Raw genomic sequence first — 21837 nt, forward strand, 5'->3', positions numbered from 1 at the left:
AAAATCGGCACGACGGCTGCGGATCCCGGCACAGCGCCAGATCGCCCGGCGACACCGCGCGGTACAATGCGCCGGCATCGCCGTCCCGGCGGCCGTGCTTCGTGCGATGCGCGGAAAGCAAGTCCCGGCGACTGCACCGCCTCTCCGCTCGCCTGCCGACTCGTTGCCACGAAAGAGATTCATGGATTCAGACATCATGCGTATCGGCCTGCGCATTCGCCGCCTGCGCCGGGAAGCGAAGAAGACGCTGCTGGAAGTCGCGACCGAGGCGAAGCTGTCGGTCGGGTTCCTGTCGCAGGTCGAGCGGCATCTCACCGGCATCTCGCTGTCTTCGCTCGTCAACGTCGCCAAGGCGCTCGACGTCCCGCTCGGCGCGCTGATCGACCAGCCGCGCCAGGCGCAGCCCGATTCGCACGAAGGCAGCCGCCAGCCGTACGCGCTCGACGCCACGTCGCAGTGGTACGAGCGGCTCTCCACCACCTTCGACGGCAGCCAGGTCAACGCGCTCAAGGTGCGGATGATGGAAGGCTACCGCTCGGAATGGGTGTCGCACGGCGGCGACGAGTTCGTGTACGTGCTGGCCGGCCGCATCTGCTACACGATCGGCAAGAAGGTTTACCCGCTGGCGCCCGGCGATTCGCTGCACTTCGATGCGCGCAAGCGGCATCGGGTCGCGAACGTCGGCGACGGGCCGGCCGAGCTGATCGCGGTCGGCACGCTCCCGCTGTTCGACGACCGGTGTGCCGAACTGGTGTCGGCGACGATGGACATCAGGCAGCCGGCGGCGGGTAAGCCGCGCGTGACCCGACGCGGCGATCGCGGCGCCGATGCGGCACGGCCGGCCAAGGCCGGTACGGCAGACCCGCAGGCTTCAGCGAAGCCGCGCGCGGCCCCCGGCAAACGCGCCGCGGCCGCCACCCCGGCGCGCAAGAAGAAGTCGTAGCGGCCGCGGGCGCGCGCCGCCCGGTTCGCCGCCCTTATTCGCCGATCTCGAGCGCTTGCGCGACGGCCTGGATCCGCGCGCGATGCACGGCATCCTTGATCTTCTCCGCGTCGTTGCCGATGCCGCGCGCGATCGCGCCGGCATCGACGCTGCGCGCCGCCGCGAGCGCGACACGCAACCGCTCGGCCTGCGGATACGGCTGCGTCTCGAGCCCGAGCCGCCCGCGCGCATCCGATTCGCACGCCTGCAGCATCTCGGCGAAACGCGCGGGCTTGCGCAGCGCATCGCTGCGCTCGAACAGCCGCACCAGCGCGGCCGCGCCCATCTCCATCACGCGATGCAGGTTGCCGTGCTCGCGCGCGACCACCAGCGCGAGATCGCGGCACTCGTTCGGCACGCGCAGCCGCTCGCACAACGGCTTGAGCAGGTCGACGCTGCGGCCTTCGTGGCCGACGTGGCGCGGCAGCACGTCGGCGGGCGTCGTCGCCTTGCCGAGATCGTGCGTGAGCGCCGCGAAGCGCACCGGCAGCGAATAGCGCTGCTTCGCCGCATAGTCGACCACCATCATCACGTGCACGCCGGTATCGACTTCCGGGTGGTAGTCGGCCCGCTGCGGCACGCCCCACAGCGCGTCGACCTCGGGCAGGATGCGCACGAGCGCGCCGCACTCGCGCAGCACCGCGAACATCCGCGACGGCTTCGCTTCCATCAGCCCGCGCGCGATTTCCTGCCATACGCGTTCGGGCACGAGTGCGTCGACCTCGCCCGCGTCGACCATCCGGCGCATCAGCGCGAGCGTTTCGTCCGCCACCGTGAAATCCGCGAACCGTGCGGCAAAGCGCGCAATGCGCAGGATCCGCACCGGATCCTCGACGAATGCGTCGCTCACGTGCCGGAACACGCGCGCCCGCAGGTCGGCCTGCCCGTCGAACGGATCGATCACGGGCCCGACCAGCCCGCCTTCCGGGCTCACCTCGCGCGCCATCGCGTTGATCGTCAGGTCGCGCCGCGCGAGATCCTCATCGAGCGTCACGTCCGGCGCGTAGTGGAACTGGAAGCCGTGATAGCCGGCCGCCGTCTTGCGCTCGGTGCGCGCCAGCGCGTACTCCTCCTGCGTCTGCGGATGCAGGAACACCGGGAAATCCTTGCCGACCGGCCGGAACCCCTGCGCGGCCATCTGCTCGGGCGTCGCGCCCACCACCACGTAGTCGCGGTCCTGCACGGGCACGCCGAGCAATTCGTCGCGGATCGCTCCGCCTACTGCGTAGATATTCATGGCGTCGGCTCGTATTCGGCGATCACGGTCGTTTCGCGGCGCGCGGCGTCGATCCAGCGCTGCACGGCCGGCAGCGCCGTCACGCGCGCCGCGTAGCCGGCCGCTTCCGGCGACAGGCCCGGCGCATACGTGTTGAAGCGCATCACCACCGGCGCGTACATCGCATCGGCGATCCCGAATTCGCCGAACAGGAACGGCCCGCCCGACGCCTCGAGGCACGCGCTCCACAGCGCATCGATGCGCGCGACGTCGGCGAGCGCATCCGGCGTCGCGCCGCGCCCCGGCATCGACGCGCGCACGTTCATGCCCATCTGCGTGCGCAGCGCCGCGAAGCCCGCGTGCATCTCGGCCGACACGCAGCGCGCATGCGCCCGCTCGAGCGGGTCGGCCGGCCACATCGGCAACTGCGGATAGCGCTCGGCGAGCGTCTCGGCGATCGCGAGCGAATCCCAGATCGCGACGCCGTGATCGTCGACGAGGCACGGCACCTTGCCGGACGGCGAATACTCGAGGATGCGCGCGGCGGTGTCGTCGCGGCGCAACTCGACCGCGATCTCGTCGAACGGGATGCCGAAATGCGTGAGCAGCACCCACGGGCGCATCGACCACGACGAGTAGTTCTTGTCACCAATGACGAGTTTCATGACGGTTTTCCGGACAACGCAAAAAGGAAACGGAAAGGGGCTGAACGTCCGCGCCCCGCGCGGCGCGCTAGCGGCGCGAGCGGAACCAGTCGAAGCGCGAGCGCTTCGTCGCTTCGCCGAGATACGCGGGCGCGATGCTTTCGAGACTCGCGGGCGAGATCCCGAGTTCCGGCGCGAGCGGGCCGGACAGCACGTTCGGCACCGACATCGACGCGAGGTTGTCGCGTGTGATCACCGGCTCGCCGGGCAGGCATTCGAACACGCGCGCCTGCAGCCGCGCGAGCGCGTCGGGCAGCCGCACGATGCGTGCCTGCCGGCCGACCAGCGTGCCGCAATAGCGCACCAGCTGCTCGAGCGTATAGACGGTCGGCCCGCCGAGTTCGTAGGTCTTGCCGTGCGCGGCCGCGAGATCGAGGGTGTTGACGAACGCGCGCACGACGTCGCCGACGAACACCGGCTGGAAGCGCGCATCGGGCATCGCGAGCGGCAGCACGGGCACCGTGCGCTGCAGGTTCGCGAACGTGTTGAGGAACGCGTCGCCGGGGCCGAACACGACCGACGGGCGGAAGATCGTCAGCGCGAGCGAATCGGTCGCCGCGACCGCATGCAGCGCGGCTTCGCCGTCGCCCTTCGAGCGCTGGTACATGCTCGGGCCGCGCGAATCGGCGCCGAGCGCGCTCATGTGCAGCAGGCGCCGCACGCCGACCTCGGTGCAGGCGCTCGCGAGCGCGGCCGGCAGCGCGACGTGCGCGCGCTCGAAACCGGGCCCGTACGGCGTGCCGCGGCCGCCGTGCAGCACGCCGACCAGGTTGATCGCCGCGTGCGCGCCGGCGACGAAGCGCGCGAGCGTGCGCGTGTCGAGGGCGTCGAGCTCGACGATCTCGACCGGCAGCATCTGGAGGTGGCGCGCGTGGTCGCGCCGGCGCGTGCCGATCCGTACCTGCTTGCCGGCGTCGATCAGCGCATTGACGAGCCGGCTGCCGATGAAGCCGGTGCCGCCCAGCAGCGCGACGGTCTGGCGATCCATGTTCGGAACCTCAAAAGAGCACTGCCGCGTCTCGCGCGGCAGTGTGAAGATTGCGTATCAGGGCGAGATCATGCCTAGACGTTTCTTCAACGACTGCGGTTTGCCCTCGAAGAGCGCCGCGTAGTAGACGGTATTCGACAGCACGTTCTTCACGTAGTCGCGCGTCTCGTTGAACGGAATCGTCTCCGCGAAGATCGCGCCTTCGACCGGCTGCGTCAACACCTGGCGCCACTGGCGCGGCCGGCCCGGGCCCGCGTTGTAGCCGGCGGTGGCGAGCACCGGCGAGCTGTCGAAGTTGTTGTAGATGTCCGCCAGATACCAGGTGCCGAGCTGGATGTTGGTATCGATGTCGTGCATCTGCGCACGCGTGATCGTGCCCATGCCGAGCTTCTTCGCGACCATCTGGGCCGTCGCGGGCATCAGCTGCATCAGGCCGCCCGCGCCCACCGACGAACGCGCGCTGATGATGAAGCGCGATTCCTGGCGGATCAGCCCGTACGCCCATTCGACGTCGAGGCCCGTCGATTGCGCATAGCGCTCGACGATGTTGCGGTACGGCGACGGGTAGCGCAGCGTGAAGTCGTGCTCGGCCTTCGTGCGGTCGGCCGTGTTGACCGTGCGGTCGAGCAGCTCGACGCGCTTGCCGTATTCGGCGGCCGCGAGCAGCTGGCGATCGGTCATCCCGCGCAGCGGCCAGTTCCATTCGCGATTGCCTTCGAGGCGCAGGTTCAGCGCGTAGAAGCGCTGCGCGAGCGCGAAGCCCGGAATCTTGCCCATCGCGTCGATCTCGGCGTCGCTCACCTTGGTGCGCGGCGGGATCGACGTGCGCTGGCCGAGCTCTTCGCCGGCGAGCTGCCCGTAGAAGTTGAACTGCCCGGCGACCTGCTCGAATTCCTGGTTCGCCTGCAGCGTGTCGCCGCTCTGCTTGAGCGCGCGCGCATGCCAGTAGATCCACGCCGGATCGTTGCGCAGCGACGGCGGCATCTGCTCGATCGACCAGCGCACCATCGGCCAGTTGCCGGCGAGCAGCGCGGCGCGCGTGCGCCATTCGTAGCCCGGATTCGACAGCGGCGCGTTCGCGGATTTCGCGTACCAGACCGACGCGAGCGGCGAACGCTTGATCGCGCCCTGGTAGCCGATCGCGCCCCACGCGATCGCCTGTTCCTGCTTGGTCAGCGACGGCGCGACCGTCGTCAGCATCCCCGCGGCGGCGTCCGGATCGTTGCGCGCCATGCGGCCGAGTGCGATCAGCGCGAGCTGGTGCGACGTCGCGTCGGCGCCGACGCCGCGCGCGAGGTACAGCGGCGGCGCGCTCGTCGCCTGGTCGAAACCGACCGGGCGCGGGCCGAGCGCGTCGACGATCTTGCCGCCGAGCGTCGTGTAGTTCTGCTCGTAGGCGAGGCGCGCCTGCTGCCACACGTCGTCGCTCGTGAACTGCTGGTTGACGGTGAGCGCGGTGATCAGGTCGACGCACGCATCGCCGTAGTTCTTCGGCTCGACGAGCAGCGCCCGCGCCGCGTCGGCGACGTTCTCGCCGCGCGCCGCGCGCGATTCGAGCGCGTAGCACTTGACCTGCGTGTCGTCGTCGAGCACGAAGCGCTTGTACTGGTCGTCGAAGTTGCGCCAGTCGTGGCGCGCGCCGAGCACGAGCAGGTAATCGTTGCGCAGGCGGTCGGCGATCGCCTGGCCGTCGTAGCGCTGCAGGAACGACTGCACGGGCGCGTCCGGCGCATCGACGCGCGCGCGTCCCGTCGAATCGAACAGCTGCGGCTTGATCTGGAAATACTCGACGTAGGACGGGACCGGATAGTTCGGGATCATCGACGCGAGCTGCGCGGCTTTCGCGGCGTCGTTGCGGCGTGCGGCTTCGCGAAGCTGTACGAAGATCTGGTCATCCCCGGCGACCGTGTCGTCGTTCGGTGCGGCGCACGCGGCCGTACCGGCGACGAGCGCGGCGGCCGAAAGCGTCAGCGCGACCGCGCGATATACTCGGAAAAGGCTGTTCGACATCGATTTGAATGGAGCACGAAGTGAGCGAAAGCATAGCACGCAACCCTGTGCCGAACCCGAAGGTTGCGCTGCGCAAAACGCTGTCCGGCGCGCGTCGCGACGCCGCGTCGCAGCCCGCCGCGAACGCCGCGCTCGACGCCCGCCTGCGCTTGCTGCTCGACCGTCTGGCGCCGCGCACGGTCGGCTTCTACTGGCCGCTGCCCGGGGAATTCGATGCGCGCGACGCGGTGCTCGCCTGGTGCGCGGCGGGCGCCGGCCGGCGCGCCGCGTTGCCGGTGATCGGCGCGCGTCATGCGCCGCTCGCGTTCCATGCATGGGATGCGCACACGCCGATGCGCGAAGGTCATCACCGGATTCCGGAACCGGCGTCGGGAATCGTCGTCGTGCCCGACCTGTTGCTGATTCCCTGTGTGGGATTCGATCCGGAGCGCTACCGGCTCGGCTACGGCGGCGGCTATTACGACCGCACGCTCGCCGCGTGGCCGGGCGACGCGCCGCCCGTGACGGTCGGCATCGCCTATGAAGCGTGCCGCGTCGACGCGCTGCCGGCCGAAGCGCACGATCTCGCGCTGCGCTGGATCGTGACCGACGGCGCGCTCTACCCGGCCGCCGGATGACGCGGCGCGCGGCGCCGCGATCGTCGTCGCCGGCCCGTCAGCGCAACGCCGCGCGCAACCGCCCGGGCAATCGTTTACAGCGACGCCGCCGCGCGCGCGGCCGTGTCGTAGAGGCCCGACGCGTGGCGCAGCAACTGCGCCGCGTCGCCGATCTGCTCGTTGGTGAGCCCGCTGTCCTTCAGCGTCTCGATCAGGCAGTGCTCGCGCACCTCCCGGTATTTCAGGCACAGCTCGCGGCCCGCGTCGGTCGCGAAGAAAAAGGCTTCCTTGCCGCTCTTCTCGCTCTTCACATAGCCGCGCGCGATCAGTTTTTTCAGCGCATAGGTCGCGACGTGCGTATCCTCGATATTGAGCACGAAGCAGATGTCGGCGAGCTTCTTCTTGCGTTCGCGATGGCTGACGTGATGCAGCAGCGACACCTCGACCGCCGTCATGTCCTTCGCGCCGGCCGCCGACATGCAGCGCACCATCCAGCGGTTGAATGCGTTGCCGGCCATGATGAGCCCGTATTCGAGCTCCGACAGCTCCGCGCTCGAATCGGAAACGAGGTGTTCGGATGACACGATCTTGGTCGGATGACGCTTCATGGAAAGGCGGCGCAAGCAGGATGTCAGGGTGTGCCGAGTGTACGCCAGAAGCCGCTGTATACGGGCTAGGCGAAAACGCTTATTGGTAACTTATCGATATCTTATTGACAATGTGCGCTAACATTGCCGTCCGAACCGTGCCAGCCCGATGACGCAACCCCGCATTTATCCGCTCGGCGATGCCGCCCTCGTCTGCGAGGTGCCGCCGCCCGCCACGCTCGATTGCCAGCGCCGCGTCTGGGCCGTTGCCGAGGCCGCGCGCGCGTGGCCCGACGTGATCGACGTCGTGCCCGGCATGAACAACCTGACCATCGTGTTCGACGCGCTCGCCGCGACGGCCGAATCGCTCACGCCCGCGCTGCGCGACGCGTGGGAGACGGCCGACGTCGAGCACGCGGACGGCCGCGAGGTCGAGATCCCGGTCGAGTACGGCGGGGCCGCCGGCCCCGACCTGGCGGCCGTCGCCGCGCACACGGGCCTGCCGGCCGACGAGGTCGTCGCCCGCCACGCGGCCGGTGAATACGTCGTGTTCTTCGTCGGCTTCCAGCCGGGTTTCGCGTATCTCGGCGGCCTCGACGCATCGCTGCACACGCCGCGCCGCGCGGCGCCGCGCCTCGAGGTGCCGGCCGGCTCGGTCGGCATCGGCGGCGCGCAGACGGGCATCTACCCGGCCACGTCGCCCGGCGGCTGGCAGCTGATCGGCCGCACGTCGCAGGTGCTGTTCGATCCGGCGCGGCCGCAGCCGACGCTGCTGCTGCCCGGCGATCGCGTGCGCTTCACCATTGCGGGAGTCGACGCGTCATGACCCAGAGCAACGCACCGGGCACCATCGAGGTGTTGCGCGCCGGCCCGCTGTCGACCGTGCAGGATCTCGGGCGCCGCGGCGCACGCCACCTCGGCGTCGCGCAGGGCGGCGCGCTCGACGGCCTCGCGCTCGAGGTCGGCAACCGGCTCGTCGGCAACCGCCCCGACGCGGCGGCCGTCGAGATCACGATCGGCCCCGCCGCGTTCCGCTTCCCGCGCGCGACGCGCATCGCGATCACCGGCACCGAATTCGGCGCGACGCTCGACGGCCAGCGCGTGTATTCGTGGTGGAGCCTGCCGGTCGAGGCCGGCCAGACGCTCGTGCTGCCGGCCGCGAAACGCGGGATGCGCGGCTATCTGTGCATCGCGGGCGGCATCGACGTGCTGCCGATGCTCGGCTCGCGCAGCACCGATCTCGCGTCGCGCTTCGGCGGCCTCGGCGGCCGCACGCTGCGCGACGGCGACCGGCTCCCGGTCGGCGTGCCGCCGGCCGGCGCGGGCTGCCTCGCGGCCGATGCGCCCGAATTCGGCGTGAAGGCGCCCGCGTGGTGCGCCTTCGTGCGCGTCGACGAGCCGCCGCGCCGCCACCGCCCCGCGCATGCGCCGTGGGCGATGCCCGTGCGCGTGCTGCCGGGCCCCGACTACGCCTCGTTCGCGGCCGATTCGCAGCAGGCGTTCTGGGACGAGGAATGGCTCGTCACCGCGAACAGCAACCGGATGGGCTATCGCCTCGCGGGCGCCGAGCTCGTGCGCGAGCAGCCGGTCGAGCTGCTGTCGCACGCGGTGCTGCCCGGTACGATCCAGGTGCCGCCGAACGGCCAGCCGATCGTGCTGATGCACGACGCGCAGACCACCGGCGGCTACCCGAAGATCGGCACGGTGATCCGCGCCGATCTGTGGAAACTCGCACAGGCGCGGCTCAACCTGCCGATCCGCTTCGTGCGCACGACCCCCGACGCCGCGCGCGCCGCCCTCGCCGCGGAACGTGCCTATCTGCGGCAGATCGACGTGGCGATCGACATGCGAGAAGAAGCGCGCCGCCGCGCCCAATCGCGCGCAGCGTGACCCTGGCGGAAGCAGTAACGAAAGACGCGCCACGCCATCAGTGGACGAGGAACATCATGGAAATCGATCTGAATGCCGATCTCGGCGAAGGATGCGGATCCGACGAGGCGCTGCTCGACCTCGTCACGTCGGCGAACATCGCATGCGGCTGGCATGCGGGCGGCGCGAACGCGATGCGCGACTGCGTGCGCTGGGCCGTGCAGAAAGGCGTGTCGATCGGCGCGCACCCGAGCTTTCACGATCCGGAGAATTTCGGCCGCAAGGAAATGCAGCTGCCGGCCGGCGACATCTACGCGGGCGTGCTGTACCAGCTCGGCGCGCTGTCGGCGATCGCGCAGGCCGAAGGCGGGCGCATCGCGCACGTGAAACCGCACGGCGCGCTGTACAACCAGGCCGCGCGCGACCCGATGATCGCCGATGCGGTGGTGTCCGCGATCCACGACTTCGATCCGTCGCTCGCGGTGTTCGGGCTCGCGAACAGCGTGTTCGTCGCGGCCGCGCGGCATGCGGGGCTCGCCGCGGTGGAAGAAGTGTTCGCCGACCGCGGCTACCGCGCGGACGGCTCGCTCGTGCCGCGCAGCCAGCCCGGCGCGTTGATCGACGATGAGGACGCGGTGCTCGCGCGCACGCTCGACATGGTGCGCAACCGGCAGGTGCGTGCCTTGAGCGGCGAATGGGTGCCGCTCAACGCGCAGACCGTCTGCCTGCACGGCGACGGGCCGCATGCGCTGGCGTTCGCGAAACGGATTCGCGCGGCGCTGGAGGCTGCCGGCGTCGACGTGGTGGCCCCCGGCGCGCTGCAGGCCGACGAAGGCGCGTAACGCGCATCGTCATCTCGGCCGCCCAAAAGAAAAAAGCGCCCTCGTGGCGCTTTTCCGTTGGCGCAATCGCTGCGGCTTCGCCGTCTGTCGATTCGCCCCCCGAAACCGTCTTTCGACGGGACCGGAAAAATATTCCGGATTAAAAAACGTCCGCCGCCGCCCGATCACTGCCTTCCCCGGTCAGACGACGGAGCGTCGCTTATCCGCAAGTCGGCCTGCATGTATTGTTGTTGTCCGACGATGATTGGCCCCGCCGTACATGCAGACACTTCCGCGGCCGACACGTGTGCACCACGTGCCGGCAACGCGCTCACCCCGCGCTTTGTTTTCTGCTACCCCGTAGAACTTTTTCTATTCTTTTCAATTTTTCAACTTGTGGATCGAAGAATAGATATTGGCGGAACGGGATGTCAATCGTTTGAAACGCTATTTTCCGACGAATCGAGGGTTTTCCTTATCGAATCGCGTGTACAAACAAGCGTTTGACGTGGCCCGAACGACGTCGATCAAACAGGGGAGGATCGGTTCGGGCGCGACGGCGGCGATCAGTTCGCGTCGACCCTGTAACCTTGTTGACGCAACAATTCGAGCACGCCGCGCGGGCCGCCCAGATGCAGCGCGCCGATCGCGACGAACAGCGGCCGGTTCGGCGCGGCGATTGCAGTCATCCGTGCAACGAAGCGCCGGTTGCGCTCGTACACGATCTTGTTGTCGATCGACGCCGACAGCACCTTCGAACGCGCGAGCCGCTCGCTCTTCGCGACGGCCCACGCGGAGATCGCGTCGGCGTCTCCAATTCGCCACAGCCGGTGCAGCGCCTTGATGTCGTCGGCGTTCTGCGCGGGTGTCTGCACCATGTCCTGCGCGAGCATCTCGCGCTGCTCGGCCAGCGTCAGCCCGGTGAACGCGCGCATCTGTTCGGCGAGCGTCTCGAGCCCGATCACGCGGCCGCCCTTCTTCTTCAGGAACACGTTCTGCAGCTGGGCCTCGGTGCCGTATTCGGTCTGCAGGCCGGCCGACAGCGAATCGTAGGTCTCGACGACGAGCGCCGCGAGCCACGGCCGCATCTTGCGGATCTCGGCGAGCGCGGCCGGGTTGCCGCGCAGGCGTGCCGCGAGCCGCTGCCACAACGGCTCGGGCAGCAGGCGTTGCAGGCACGGGTAGCGGCACACGCCGTACTTCGACACGTCGTCCTGCGATTCGAGCAGATCGTCGGGCGACAGTTCGAGCGCAAGCGTCGGCGACGCGGCGAGCGCTGCCAGGATGCGCGGCCGGAACGGCTGCGCGCTCGGGTAATCGGACGGGTCGCCGGTATGCAGCGTGCCGAGCACGTACAGCGTGACGTTACCCTTGGTCGCGACGTAGAACGGCATGCGCGCGGGCTGCACGCGCACGGTGCCGCGCGACACCGTGCCGTCCGATACGGACGGCGCGTGGAAGCCCGGCAGGCTCATGCCGGGCGGCGGGACTTGCGACGGATGGATCGGTGACGTGGCCGGTGCGCGCCCTTCGGCGCGCGCGGATTCGACGGGAACCACGAGGCTGGCCGCCACGCACGCGCCGGCCAGCGCCGCGCCCGTGACGGTACGCACGCTCCAGCGCCGCGCGTCGCGGTACGCGCGCATCACGCGCGCCCCGCTTGCCCCCGCACGGCGCACGCCGGACACGCGCGCCGCCAACGCTTCAGGCATTCGCCTCCCCTACCTCCTCGGCGCGATGGCAGGCCACCTGCCGGCCGTCGACCTCGCGCAGCTTCGGCTCCTCCGCGCGGCACCGCTCGACCGCATAAGGGCAGCGCTGGTGGAACGCGCAGCCCGACGGCGGATTGAGCGGCGACGGCAGTTCGCCCTGCAGCTTGATCTGCACGCGGCGGTCTTCCTCGAAGATCGCCGGCGTCGCCGACATCAGCGCCCGCGTGTACGGGTGGCGCGGCCGCGCGTAGATCGTCGCCTTGTCGCCGAGCTCGGCGACGCTGCCGAAGTACATCACCATCACGTCGTCCGCGACGTGCTCGACCACCGACAGGTTGTGCGAGATGAACACGTAGCTCGTCTTGAACTGCTCCTGCAGGTCCATGAACAGGTTCAGGATCTGCGCCTGGATCGACACGTCGAGCGCGGACACCGGCTCGTCGGCGACGACGATGCGCGGATCGAGGATCATCGCGCGCGCGATCGCGACACGCTGGCGCTGGCCGCCCGAGAACATGTGCGGATAGCGCTTCGCGTGTTCGGGCCGCAGGCCGACCGTGCGCATGATCTGCGCGATGCGTGCGGCACGCTCGGCGGCCGTCAGGTTCGCGTTGATCTCGAGCGGCTCGGACAGCGTCTGCTCGACGGTCTTGCGCGGATTCAGCGATGCGAACGGGTTCTGGAACACCATCTGCACGCGGCGGCGCAGCTCGGCGATCGTGTCGCGGCTCGCGCCGGCGACATTCTTGCCGTCGATCGTCAGGCTGCCCGACGTGGGCGTCTCGATCATCGTGAGCTGGCGCGCGAGCGTCGACTTCCCGCAGCCCGACTCGCCGACGACGGCGAGCGTCTTGCCGCGTTTCAGCGAGAACGACACGCCGTTCAGCGCCTTCACCGTGCCCTGCCCGAACATCCCGCGCTTCACCGAATAGTGCTTCGCGAGGCCGTCGGCCACCAGGACGTCCTCGTCGGGCGACGCGTGGCGCGTATCTTGGACTGCATTCATCGTGCGCCTCCCGTCAGGTCGAGGTTGGAAACATTGAGCGGCTTGATGCAGCGCGCGCGCATCGCATCGTTGCCCGGCACCAGCGTGTCGAGCGCCGGCCGCGCCTTGCGGCAATCGTCGACGACGTACTTGCAGCGCGGCGCGAACAGGCACCCGGACGGGCGATCATCGCGGCCCGGCACCATGCCCGGCAATGCGGCAAGGCGACGCGCCCCCTGATTGTGCTCGGGAATCGCGGCGAGCAGCGCTTCGGTGTACGGATGATGCGGCGCACGGAAGATGTCGGGCACGCTGTTGGTCTCGATGATCTCGCCCGCGTACATCACCGCGACGCGCTGCGCGACCTCCGACACCACGGCCAGGTCGTGCGAGATCAGCACGAGCGCCATCCCGCGCTCCTTCTGCAGCTTCACGAGCAGATCCATGATCTGCGCCTGGATCGTCACGTCGAGCGCGGTGGTCGGCTCGTCGGCGATCAGGAGCTTCGGGTTGCATGCGACGGCCATCGCGATCATCACGCGCTGGTTCATCCCGCCCGACATCTGGTGCGGGAACGACGCGATGCGGTTCTTCGCGTCGGGAATGCCGACCTGGTCGAGCAGTTCGAGCGCGCGCCGGTTCAGCGCGTCGCCGCGCAGCCCTTCGTGCAGCTTCAGCACCTCCTTGATCTGGTAGCCGACCGTGTAGCTCGGGTTCAGGCTCGTCAGCGCGTCCTGGAACACCATCGCGATGTCCTTGCCGACGATCTTGCGGCGCGCCTTCGGCGACGCCTTCAGCAGGTCGACGCCGTTGAACGTGACCTCGTCGGCCGTCACCTTGCCCGGCGCGTCGATCAGGCCCATCAGCGCCATCATCGTCACGCTCTTGCCCGAGCCCGATTCGCCGACGACGCCCACCACCTCGCCCGGCGCGATCGACAGGTTGATCCGGTCGACGGCAGGCAGGCCGTTGAAATTCACCGCGAGATTGCGGATGGTCAGAAGAGTGCTCATGGTCATGCCATCCGTTTCAGTTTGGGATCGAGCGCGTCGCGCAGCCCGTCGCCGAGCAGGTTGATCGCGAGCACCGAAATCAGGATCGACAGGCCCGGCATCGTCACGATCCACCACGCGTTGTCGATGTAGTCGCGCGCGGAGGCCAGCATCGCGCCCCACTCGGCGGTCGGCGGCTGCACGCCGAGGCCGAGGAAGCCGAGCGCGGCCGCGTCGAGGATCGCCGACGAGAAGCCGAGCGTCGCCTGCACGATCAGCGGCGCCGTGCAGTTGGGCAGCACCTGCGAGAACATCAGGCGCAGCGTGCCGGCACCGGCCACGCGCGACGCCGTCACGTATTCCTTCTGCAGCTCGCCGAGCGCCGATGCGCGCGTGAGGCGCACGTAGGCCGGCAGCGCGACGATCGCGATCGCGAACATCGTGTTGGTGAGGCCCGGGCCGATGATCGCGACGACCGCGACCGCGAGCAGCAGCGACGGCAGCGCGAGCAGCACGTCCATGATGCGCATCACGGGCGTGTCGGCCCACTTCTGGAAGAACGCGGCGACGAGCCCGAGCACGATGCCCGGGATCAGTGCGAGCACGACCGACACGAAGCCGATCCAGAACGACATCCGCGCGCCGAACATCAGCCGCGAAAGGATGTCGCGGCCCGCTTCGTCGGTGCCGAGGATGAATTGCCAGTTGCCGCCGGCGAGCCACGCGGGCGGGATCTTCACGTAGTCGCGGTATTGTTCGACCGGGCTGTGCGGCGCGATCAGCGGCGCGAGCAGCGCGACGAGGATCAGCACGATCACGACGATGCCGGCGCCGACGGCGCCGCGGTTGCGCGAGAAGTTGGCCCAGAACTCGCGCAGCGCGAGCGCACGGCCGCCGGCCGGCGCGGATTCGGTCGGCAGGGTATTTTGCAGATTGCTCATGGAATTACCTCGTGTGGCGGATGCGCGGATTCAGCACGCCGTACAGCAGGTCGACGACCAGGTTCACGACGATCACGAGCGTCGCGATCAACAGGATGCCGCCCTGGACGACCGGATAGTCGCGGCGGCCGATCGCATCGATCAGCCACTTGCCGACACCGGGCCACGAAAAGAGCGTCTCGGTCAGCACGGCGCCCGCGAGCAGCGTGCCGATCTGCAGGCCGATCACGGTGACGACCGGGATCAGCGCGTTGCGCAGCGCATGCACGACGACCACGCGCACGGGCGACAACCCCTTCGCGCGTGCGGTGCGGATGTAATCCTCGCGCAGCACTTCGAGCATCGACGAGCGCGTCATCCGCGCGATCACCGCGAGCGGGATCGTGCCGAGCACGATCGCGGGCAGGATCAGGTGGCTGACCGCCGACTTGAACGAGCCTTCGTCCGGCGCGAGCAGCGCGTCGATCAGCATGAAGCCCGTCGGATGCGGGAAATCGTATTCGACGGCGATGCGCCCCGACACGGGCGTCCAGCCGAGGTACGACGAAAAGACCATGATGAGGATCAGCCCCCACCAGAAGATCGGCATCGAGTAACCGGTGAGCGCGGTCCCCATCACGCCGTGGTCGATCACCGAGCCGCGCCGCAGCGCGGCGATCACGCCGGCCGGCAGCCCGACCGCGAGCGCGAACACGAGCGCGCACAGCGACAGCTCGACGGTCGCCGGGAAGCGCGCGAAGAATTCGCCCGCGACGCTCGTGTTGGTGATGATCGACGTGCCGAGGTCGCCATGCAGCGCCCGGCCGATGTAGTGGATGTACTGCATGGGCAGCGGCTGGTCGAGCCCGAGGCGTTTCATCGCCTCCGCATGCATCGCGGGATCGACGCCACGCTCGCCCATCATCACTTCGATGGGGTCGCCCGGTATCAGGTGAATCAGCGCAAACGCCAGGATGGTGATGCCGATGAAGGTCGGGATCACCATGCCCACGCGGCGCAACACGAATCTGAACATGATGCGTCTCGTATTTTCTTGTGGGAAATGTGCGACCGGCGACGGGAAGCTTTTGGCCTCCCGCCGCCGGATGAGTTAGCCGGTCTTCGCGACAGCTTACGACAGGCGCGTTACTTCACGCTAACACCGTCGAAGCGGGCATAGCCGAGCGGTTCGATACGCATGTCGACCACGTTCTTGCGCACCGGCTGGTAGACCGTCGAGTTCGCGATCGGCGAGAACGGCAGCTGTTGCGCGAAGATCTGCTGGGCCTGCGTGTAGAGCTTCGTCCGGGCGTCCTGACCCGTCGTCGTGCGGCCCTTCTGGACCAGCTCGTCGAACGGCTTGTAGCACCAGTGCGAGAAGTTGTTGCCCTTGATCGCCTCGCAGCCGAGCAGCGTGCCGAGCCAGTTGTCCGGATCGCCGTTGTCGCCCGTCCAGCCGATCAGCATCGTATCCTGCTCGCCCGTGTGCGCGCGCTTGATGTACTCGCCCCACTCGTATGTGACGATCTTCGCCTTCACGCCGATCTTCGCCCAGTCGGCCTGGATCATCTCGGCCATCAGGCGGGCGTTCGGGTTGTACGCGCGCTGCACGGGCATCGCCCACAGCGTGATCTCGAAACCGTTCGGGAAACCTGCCTTCGCGAGCAGCGCCTTCGCCTTCGCGGTGTCGTAGGCGGCCATCTTCAGGTTCTTGTCGTACGACCATTGGGTCGGCGGCATCGGCGCGGTCGCGGCCTGGCCGGCGCCCTGGTAGACGGACTCGAGGATCGCCTTCTTGTTGATCGCCATGTCGAGCGCCTGACGCACTTCGAGCTTGTCGACCGGCTTGTGCTCGACGTTGTACGCGAGGTAGCCGAGGTTGAAGCCGGCCTGCGACGGCATGTCGACGTTCGCGTCGGCCTTCAGCGTCGCGATGTCGGCCGGACGCGGATAGCTCATCACCTGGCATTCGTTGCGCTTGATCTTCTGCACGCGCACGCCCGGATCCGGCGTGATCGAGAAGATCAGCTTCGACAGCTTCACTTCGCCCTTCTTCCAGTAATCAGGATTGCCGTCGAAACGGATCGTCGCGTCCTTCGTGTAGCTGCGGAAGATGAACGGGCCCGTGCCGATCGGCTTCTGGTTGATGTCGGCGGCCTTGCCGGCCTTCATCAGCTGGTCGCCGTATTCGGCCGACAGGATCGACGCGAATTCCATCGCCATGTTCTGGATGAACGGCGCATTCGGCTCGGCCAGCGTGAACTTCACGGTGTACGGATCGACCTTCTCGACCTTCGTGATCAGCTTGTCGAGGCCCATGTCGGTGAAGTACGGGAACGACACCGGGTACGCCTTGCGGAACGCCTGGTTCGGATCGAGCATGCGCTCGAACGTGAACAGCACGTCGTCCGCGTTGAATTCGCGCGTCGGCTTGAAGAAGTCGGTCGTGTGGAACTTCACGCCGTGGCGCAGATGGAACGTATACACCTTGCCGTCGGACGACACGTCCCACTTCTCGGCAAGGCCCGGCTCGACCTTCGTGCCGCCGCGCTCGAATTCGACGAGACGGTTGTAGACGGTGAACGTGGCGGCGGTGAAATCGACGCCGGTCGTGAATTGCGCGGAATCGAAACCCGCCGGGCTGCCTTCTGAGCAGTAGACGAGCGTTTTGTTCGGGATCTGTGCGAATGCAGAGCCCGCGACGCCGAGCGATGCCGCTGCCACGCCTGCAATGGCTGTAACACGCAGGGTGTGCAACAGACGGTTGTATTCCATGTTTCCTCCAGGTCTCCAGATCGGAACCGTTCCCGCCAGGGTCCGGCGTACGCGGATATTACTTGAGCTAGCGATGCTGCAACAAGCTGGAGAAAAAACTCTTCTCGACGCCCTTGCGCGGGTTTTTGCCGATGTTTCGCCCCCGCGGGAAATGCGAGAACGCGCGCGAACGGCAGTTCCGTTCATCCGGCGCAAGTTTCGTTCGACAACTAAACAATTCGGGCGCGAACGCGTGGGGGGCGGCGGCTGTTTTCATCGTTTTGCCACCCGTCCATCATTGCGTTTTGCGAAACGATCCGATGACCGTCCTCGATCCGTCATGCGATCACGCCGGCGCATCGAGGTCGGCGCTGCGCGCGGGCACGAACGCGACCGCGACGATCGACAGCGCGATGCCGGCCATCACGTAGTAGGTCGGCGCGAGCGGCGTGCCCGTGACCTTGATCAGCCACGTGACGATGAACTGCCCGAAGCCGCCGAACAGCATCACCGCGACGTTGTACGCGATCGACAGCCCGGTCGAGCGCACGTTGGCCGGGAACAGCTCGGCGATCATCGCGCCGAACGGCCCGTAGTAGCCCGCGAGCGTCACCGACAGCACGGCCTGCACCGCGATCAGCCGCCCGATGCTCGGCGCCGCGTCGAGCCACGCGAACAGCGGATACATCAGCGCGAGCGTCAGCACCAGCGACCACAGCGACAGCCCCTTGCGGCCGATGCGGTCGGACCATGCGCCCGCGACCGGCGACAACACCATCAGCAGCAGGTTGCCGACGATCACCGCGTAGAACGATTCCGCGTACGGCAGCTTCAGCTGCTTCACCGCGAAGGTCGGCAGATAGCTGATCAGCACGTAGATCGTCACCGTCAGCGCGATCACCGAGCCGAGCCCGCACAGCACCTCGCGCGGGTGGCGCGTGAACACTTCGCCGAGCGTCGCGCGGCGCGCGCTCTGCTGCGCATGCAGGAACGCCTCGGAATCGGCGAGATGGCGGCGGATGTAGAAGCCGATCGGGCCAATCAGGAGCCCGAGGACGAACGGCACGCGCCAGCCCCAGCTGCGCAGCGCGTCGTGCGACAGCCCGCGCGTGACGGCCGCGCCGACGAGCGCGCCGATCAGCAGCGCGGCCGCCTGGCTCGCCATCTGCCAGCTGCCGTAGAAGCCGCGTTTCGAGAACGGCGCGGCTTCGATCAGCAGCGCCGTCGCGCTGCCGAATTCGCCGCCCGCGGAAAAGCCCTGCAGCAGCCGGCCGAGCACGATCAGGATCGGGCCGCCGATGCCGATCGCCGCATAGGGCGGCGCGATCGCGAGCAGGAAGATGCCGGCGGTCATCAGCAGGATCACGAGCGACAGCGCGGCCTTGCGGCCCGCGCGATCCGCGTACAGCCCGAACACGATGCCGCCGATCGGGCGCATGAAGAACGCGACGCCGAACGTCGCGGTGGTGAGGAGCAGCGACGAGTATTCGCTGGAGGTCGGGAAGAACAGCTCGGCGATCACGACGGTCATGAAGCCGAACACCGTGAAGTCGTACCACTCGAGCGCGTTGCCGATCACGGCGGCGGCCACCGCGCGGCGGTTCAGCGCACGCTCGGGCCGCACCGTTTTGGTTGAATTCGCAATCGTCGCCATGCGTGTGTCGTCCTCGTGAATTCACCGTATCGGGCGGCGCGTCGCGCGGGTGGGCCGCGGCGCGCAGGTTTGCAGCGAGTGTAGAAAGCGACGGAACCGTTTTCAAGCAATAAAAAACGCCCGCGGTCGTTCGACGGCGGGCGTTGTGCGGTTTTCGCCACAATGCGGCATCGCACGATGCCGCACGGGCCTCAACCCATCTTCGAGAAGGCGCTGCACCAGCCCTTCGCCGACACCTGCTTGCCGGGGAAGGCGCCGCACGGGCCCGAAGCCGAGCCCTTCTTGCCCTGGTACAGCATGCAGGCCGCGCAATCCTGGCCCGCGGCGTATTTCGGGTACTTCGTCTTGTCGACCTTGGTGGCATCGGCCTTGTAGCCGAGCGCCACGGCGGTCGGATCCGTCTCCGACAGCATCGGCGCATCGGCCAGCGCTTCGCGCGACAGCGCCAGCGCGGACACGGCACCAATGCTCGTAATCAGGAAACTCCGACGGGATGTTTTCATGGGGGACTCGCTCCAACGTTATCGATTTGAAAGCTGTTCTGGCGACAGCCGTTCGACAGAATAACGCTCAAGCGAATAAATGTGCGCGCCGAAATTCCGGAGATAAGGGATTTCGCACTGCCGTCACGCGCGCCGCGTCAACGGCGGGCGGTCATCTCTCCCACACGCTGCGCGAGCGCGAGCGACGCGGTGAGCCCCGGCGACTCGATGCCGAACAGGTTCACGAGCCCGCGCACGCCATGCTGCGCGGCGCCCTGCACGATGAAATCGGCCGGCGGCTCGCCGGGCCCCGCGAGCTTCGGCCGGATGCCCGCGTACGCCGGCTGCAGCGCGTCGTCGGGCAGGCCCGGCCAGAACGCGCGGATCGACGCGTAGAACGCGCCCGCGCGCGCCGGATCGACTTCGTAGCGCAGCGAATCGCACCACTCGACGTCCGGGCCGAAGCGCGCCTGCCCGCCGAGATCGAGCGTCAGGTGCACGCCGAGCCCCGCGCGATCGGGCATCGGGTAGATCAGGTGCGAGAACGGCGCGCGGCCCGACAGGCTGAAGTAATTGCCGCGCGCGAGATAGAGCGGCGGCACCCAGCGCGGGTCGAGCCCGTGCGTGCGGCGCGCGAGCGCCTGCGCGCCGAGCCCCGCGCTGTTGATCACGCATGCGGCCTCGATCTCGGTCGGCGCGTCGCCGCCCGTGCGCACGACGAAGCGCCCGCCGCGCAGCACGTCGATCGATTCGACCGGGGATTTCAACGCGCACATCGCGCCGTCGCGCTGCGCGTCGCCGAGCAGCGCGAGCATCAGCTGGTGGCTGTCGACGATGCCCGTCGACGGCGAGAACAGCGCCTCCACGCATTCGAGCGCGGGCTCGAGCGTCTGCGCCTCGGCACGCGTGAGCGGCAGCAGGTCGAGCACGCCGTTTTCGACCGCGCGCGCGGCGATCGCCTTCAGCTGCTTCACCTGCGCGGCGCTCGTCGCGACGAGCAGCTTGCCCGCACGCCGGTGCGGCACGTGATGCGTTTCGCAGAATTCGTACAGCATGTCGCGGCCATGCACGCACGACGTCGCCTTCAGCGACCCGCGCGCGTAATAGAGCCCCGCGTGGATCACTTCGCTGTTGCGCGAACTCGTGCCCGTGCCGATCGCGTCGGCCGCCTCGAGTACGATCGTTTCACGCCCGCGCGCGGCCAGTTCCCGCGCGATCGCCAGACCGACGACGCCCGCGCCGATCACGACACAATCCATCTGCTCCATGACATTTCGCGCCGCTAACGCGTCGAAGGGGGAGAAGAGAATTGTACGTCCCGGTTCATTCGCTTGCCGAACCCGGTTGCATCGCGTCGCGACGGGGCCGCCGGCGGGGCGGCGGCGCGTGCAGCGCGCCCACCCCGCGGCCGTGCACGCGCCAGCGTGTCAGAAGCCGATCGGCCGGCGCTTCTGGGCGCCTTCGTCCGCGCGGATGTCGTGCGGCCCGATCGCATCGCGGCCGTCGAGCCGCGCGGCGCCGAATGCGTGCAGCAGCGCGCGGCGCATCGTGCGCGGCGGCGTCGCGGCCAGCACGTCGAGCGCGTCGTCGCCGAGCGTGTCGGGGAAGCGCTGCCCCCACGCATGCGACGTGCGGATCTCGTCGTAGATCGTCTGCGCGATCCGGCGCGCGCCGGCCGCATCGGGCGGCGCGATCTCGTACACGTTCATCCGGTTGAGCAGCGGCTCCGGAATCGCCTGCGCGTCGTTCGCGGTCGCGATCCAGATCACGTTGCCCGCATTGATCGGCACTTCCGCGAATTCGTCGACGAACGCGCGCGCCGTGTCGTGTTCGAGCAACGCGTACAGCGCGCCGAGCGGATCGTATTGCGCATCGCTGCCGGCCTTGTCGATCTCGTCGACCGCGATCACCGGGTTCGCGTAGCTGCCGTTCACGAGCGCCTCGAACACCTTGCCGGGCTTCGCGTTCTTCCATTGCGACGACGCGCCCGACAGGATCCAGCCGGCCGTCAGCGAACTCATCGGCACGTAGTGGTACGCGGTGCCGAGCAGGTGCGCGAGCGCCTTCGCGAAATGCGTCTTGCCGATCCCGGGCGGCCCGAGCAGCAGGATCGGCATCAGTTCGAGCCGGTCGTCCGTTTCGAGGCACAGCGCGACCTGCTTGCGCACGTCGTCGAGCGGCTCGCCGAAATTCGGCAATGCTTCGCCGAGCTCATCGAACGACGGCATCCGGTTCGGCTTCACGCAGAAGCGCAGATTCCCCGTCTTGAGCATCCGCTCGTAAGTGGCGCGCAGTGCGTCGCTCGCGCTCTCGTTCAGGTCGCTCAGCGCCGTCTCGACCTGCTCAAGGTCGTACACCGTGCTGAAGGAGGCCACCGCCAGTTCATGTTTCACCATCGCCGTCGTCATACCAACCTCGCTGCACTTGCCATCACATGATCATCAGACCCTTACGATTTCAGTGTAGCGATCCCGCATCACCGCGCAAGCAAGCAGCCGGGCGAGTCTGCTGCTAACACCTCGCGCGCGCTGCACGGCCGCGCGCCGCGGCGTATGATCGTCGGTT

General features: G+C 68.2%; 20 protein-coding genes. 5 read left to right on the top strand and 15 right to left on the bottom strand.

Annotation, left to right across the window (positions count from 1 at the left end):
• Nucleotides 1–181: 181 nt before the first annotated feature.
• Nucleotides 182–943: a helix-turn-helix domain-containing protein gene (locus WJ12_RS15200; protein WP_049034916.1), complete on the top strand. Its 762-nt coding sequence runs from the start codon at nt 182–184 to the stop codon at nt 941–943.
• A gap of 34 nt (nt 944–977) precedes the next feature.
• Here WJ12_RS15200 and WJ12_RS15205 read toward each other — a convergent pair whose 3' ends face one another.
• The 4 genes from WJ12_RS15205 to WJ12_RS15220 all read right to left on the bottom strand — a co-directional run bounded on the left by WJ12_RS15205 (nt 978) and on the right by WJ12_RS15220 (nt 5900).
• On the bottom strand, nt 978–2219 hold the full coding sequence (locus WJ12_RS15205; RefSeq protein WP_034190303.1) for a multifunctional CCA addition/repair protein: 1242 nt from the start codon (nt 2217–2219) through the stop codon (nt 978–980).
• On the bottom strand, nt 2216–2863 hold the full coding sequence (locus tag WJ12_RS15210) for a glutathione S-transferase family protein (protein ID WP_034190302.1): 648 nt from the start codon (nt 2861–2863) through the stop codon (nt 2216–2218). Before WJ12_RS15210 ends, WJ12_RS15205 begins: the two co-directional genes overlap by 4 nt.
• Before the next feature lie 67 nt (nt 2864–2930).
• Complete coding sequence (locus WJ12_RS15215; protein ID WP_034190301.1) at nt 2931–3890, bottom strand: complex I NDUFA9 subunit family protein; 960 nt, start codon at nt 3888–3890, stop codon at nt 2931–2933.
• Between the two features lie 57 nt (nt 3891–3947).
• Nucleotides 3948–5900, bottom strand: coding sequence for a lytic transglycosylase domain-containing protein (locus WJ12_RS15220; RefSeq protein ID WP_034190300.1), 1953 nt, complete (start codon nt 5898–5900; stop codon nt 3948–3950).
• Nucleotides 5901–5908: 8 nt separating this feature from the next.
• Between WJ12_RS15220 and WJ12_RS15225 the strand changes: the two genes are divergently transcribed.
• A complete protein-coding gene (locus WJ12_RS15225; protein WP_051701040.1) occupies nt 5909–6517 on the top strand; it encodes a 5-formyltetrahydrofolate cyclo-ligase in 609 nt (202 codons plus the stop codon).
• 74 nt (nt 6518–6591) lie between these two features.
• On the opposite strand, the gene WJ12_RS15230 is transcribed toward WJ12_RS15225, so the two are convergent.
• The gene (locus tag WJ12_RS15230) at nt 6592–7104 is read right to left on the bottom strand and encodes a winged helix DNA-binding protein (RefSeq protein WP_034190299.1); all 513 of its coding nucleotides are present in this window, start codon (nt 7102–7104) and stop codon (nt 6592–6594) included.
• Nucleotides 7105–7252: 148 nt separating this feature from the next.
• On the opposite strand from WJ12_RS15230, the gene pxpB reads away from it, so the two are divergent.
• From pxpB to pxpA, 3 genes are read left to right on the top strand one after another with little or no spacing between them, the layout of a single operon-like run.
• Nucleotides 7253–7909 (top strand): 5-oxoprolinase subunit PxpB, encoded by a 657-nt coding sequence (gene pxpB, locus WJ12_RS15235; RefSeq protein WP_059561538.1) that lies wholly within the window; start codon nt 7253–7255, stop codon nt 7907–7909.
• Entirely contained in the window at nt 7906–8973 is a 1068-nt protein-coding gene (locus tag WJ12_RS15240) for a 5-oxoprolinase subunit C family protein (protein WP_059561535.1), read from the top strand. Before pxpB ends, WJ12_RS15240 begins: the two co-directional genes overlap by 4 nt.
• A gap of 56 nt (nt 8974–9029) precedes the next feature.
• On the top strand, nt 9030–9794 hold the full coding sequence (gene pxpA, locus WJ12_RS15245) for a 5-oxoprolinase subunit PxpA (RefSeq protein WP_034190296.1): 765 nt from the start codon (nt 9030–9032) through the stop codon (nt 9792–9794).
• Nucleotides 9795–10339: 545 nt separating this feature from the next.
• Here the strand turns inward: pxpA and WJ12_RS15250 are convergent.
• The 10 genes from WJ12_RS15250 to WJ12_RS15295 form a co-directional block, all read right to left on the bottom strand.
• A complete protein-coding gene (locus tag WJ12_RS15250) occupies nt 10340–11485 on the bottom strand; it encodes a TraB/GumN family protein (RefSeq protein ID WP_034190295.1) in 1146 nt (381 codons plus the stop codon).
• Nucleotides 11478–12491 carry a peptide ABC transporter ATP-binding protein gene (locus WJ12_RS15255; protein ID WP_034190294.1) on the bottom strand — a complete coding sequence of 338 codons (1014 nt, stop codon included), beginning with the start codon at nt 12489–12491 and terminating at the stop codon, nt 11478–11480. The genes WJ12_RS15250 and WJ12_RS15255 overlap by 8 nt, the downstream gene beginning before the upstream one ends.
• A complete protein-coding gene (locus WJ12_RS15260) occupies nt 12488–13483 on the bottom strand; it encodes an ABC transporter ATP-binding protein (RefSeq protein ID WP_175029089.1) in 996 nt (331 codons plus the stop codon). The genes WJ12_RS15255 and WJ12_RS15260 overlap by 4 nt, the downstream gene beginning before the upstream one ends.
• A gap of 2 nt (nt 13484–13485) precedes the next feature.
• A complete protein-coding gene (locus WJ12_RS15265; RefSeq protein WP_034190292.1) occupies nt 13486–14403 on the bottom strand; it encodes an ABC transporter permease subunit in 918 nt (305 codons plus the stop codon).
• A gap of 4 nt (nt 14404–14407) precedes the next feature.
• Complete coding sequence (locus WJ12_RS15270) at nt 14408–15418, bottom strand: ABC transporter permease subunit (protein WP_034190291.1); 1011 nt, start codon at nt 15416–15418, stop codon at nt 14408–14410.
• Nucleotides 15419–15528: 110 nt separating this feature from the next.
• Nucleotides 15529–17157, bottom strand: a complete 1629-nt coding sequence (locus WJ12_RS15275) for an ABC transporter substrate-binding protein (protein ID WP_034190290.1) — start codon at nt 17155–17157, stop codon at nt 15529–15531.
• A gap of 325 nt (nt 17158–17482) precedes the next feature.
• Nucleotides 17483–18790, bottom strand: a complete 1308-nt coding sequence (locus WJ12_RS15280) for an MFS transporter (RefSeq protein WP_034190289.1) — start codon at nt 18788–18790, stop codon at nt 17483–17485.
• Between the two features lie 191 nt (nt 18791–18981).
• Entirely contained in the window at nt 18982–19293 is a 312-nt protein-coding gene (locus WJ12_RS15285) for a high-potential iron-sulfur protein (protein WP_021163765.1), read from the bottom strand.
• Nucleotides 19294–19430: 137 nt separating this feature from the next.
• Nucleotides 19431–20540, bottom strand: coding sequence for an NAD(P)/FAD-dependent oxidoreductase (locus tag WJ12_RS15290; protein ID WP_059561533.1), 1110 nt, complete (start codon nt 20538–20540; stop codon nt 19431–19433).
• A gap of 159 nt (nt 20541–20699) precedes the next feature.
• Nucleotides 20700–21680 carry an AAA family ATPase gene (locus WJ12_RS15295; RefSeq protein WP_034190287.1) on the bottom strand — a complete coding sequence of 327 codons (981 nt, stop codon included), beginning with the start codon at nt 21678–21680 and terminating at the stop codon, nt 20700–20702.
• Nucleotides 21681–21837: the final 157 nt, after the last annotated feature.

Source organism: Burkholderia seminalis (assembly GCF_001718535.1).
Lineage (GTDB): Bacteria > Pseudomonadota > Gammaproteobacteria > Burkholderiales > Burkholderiaceae > Burkholderia > Burkholderia seminalis.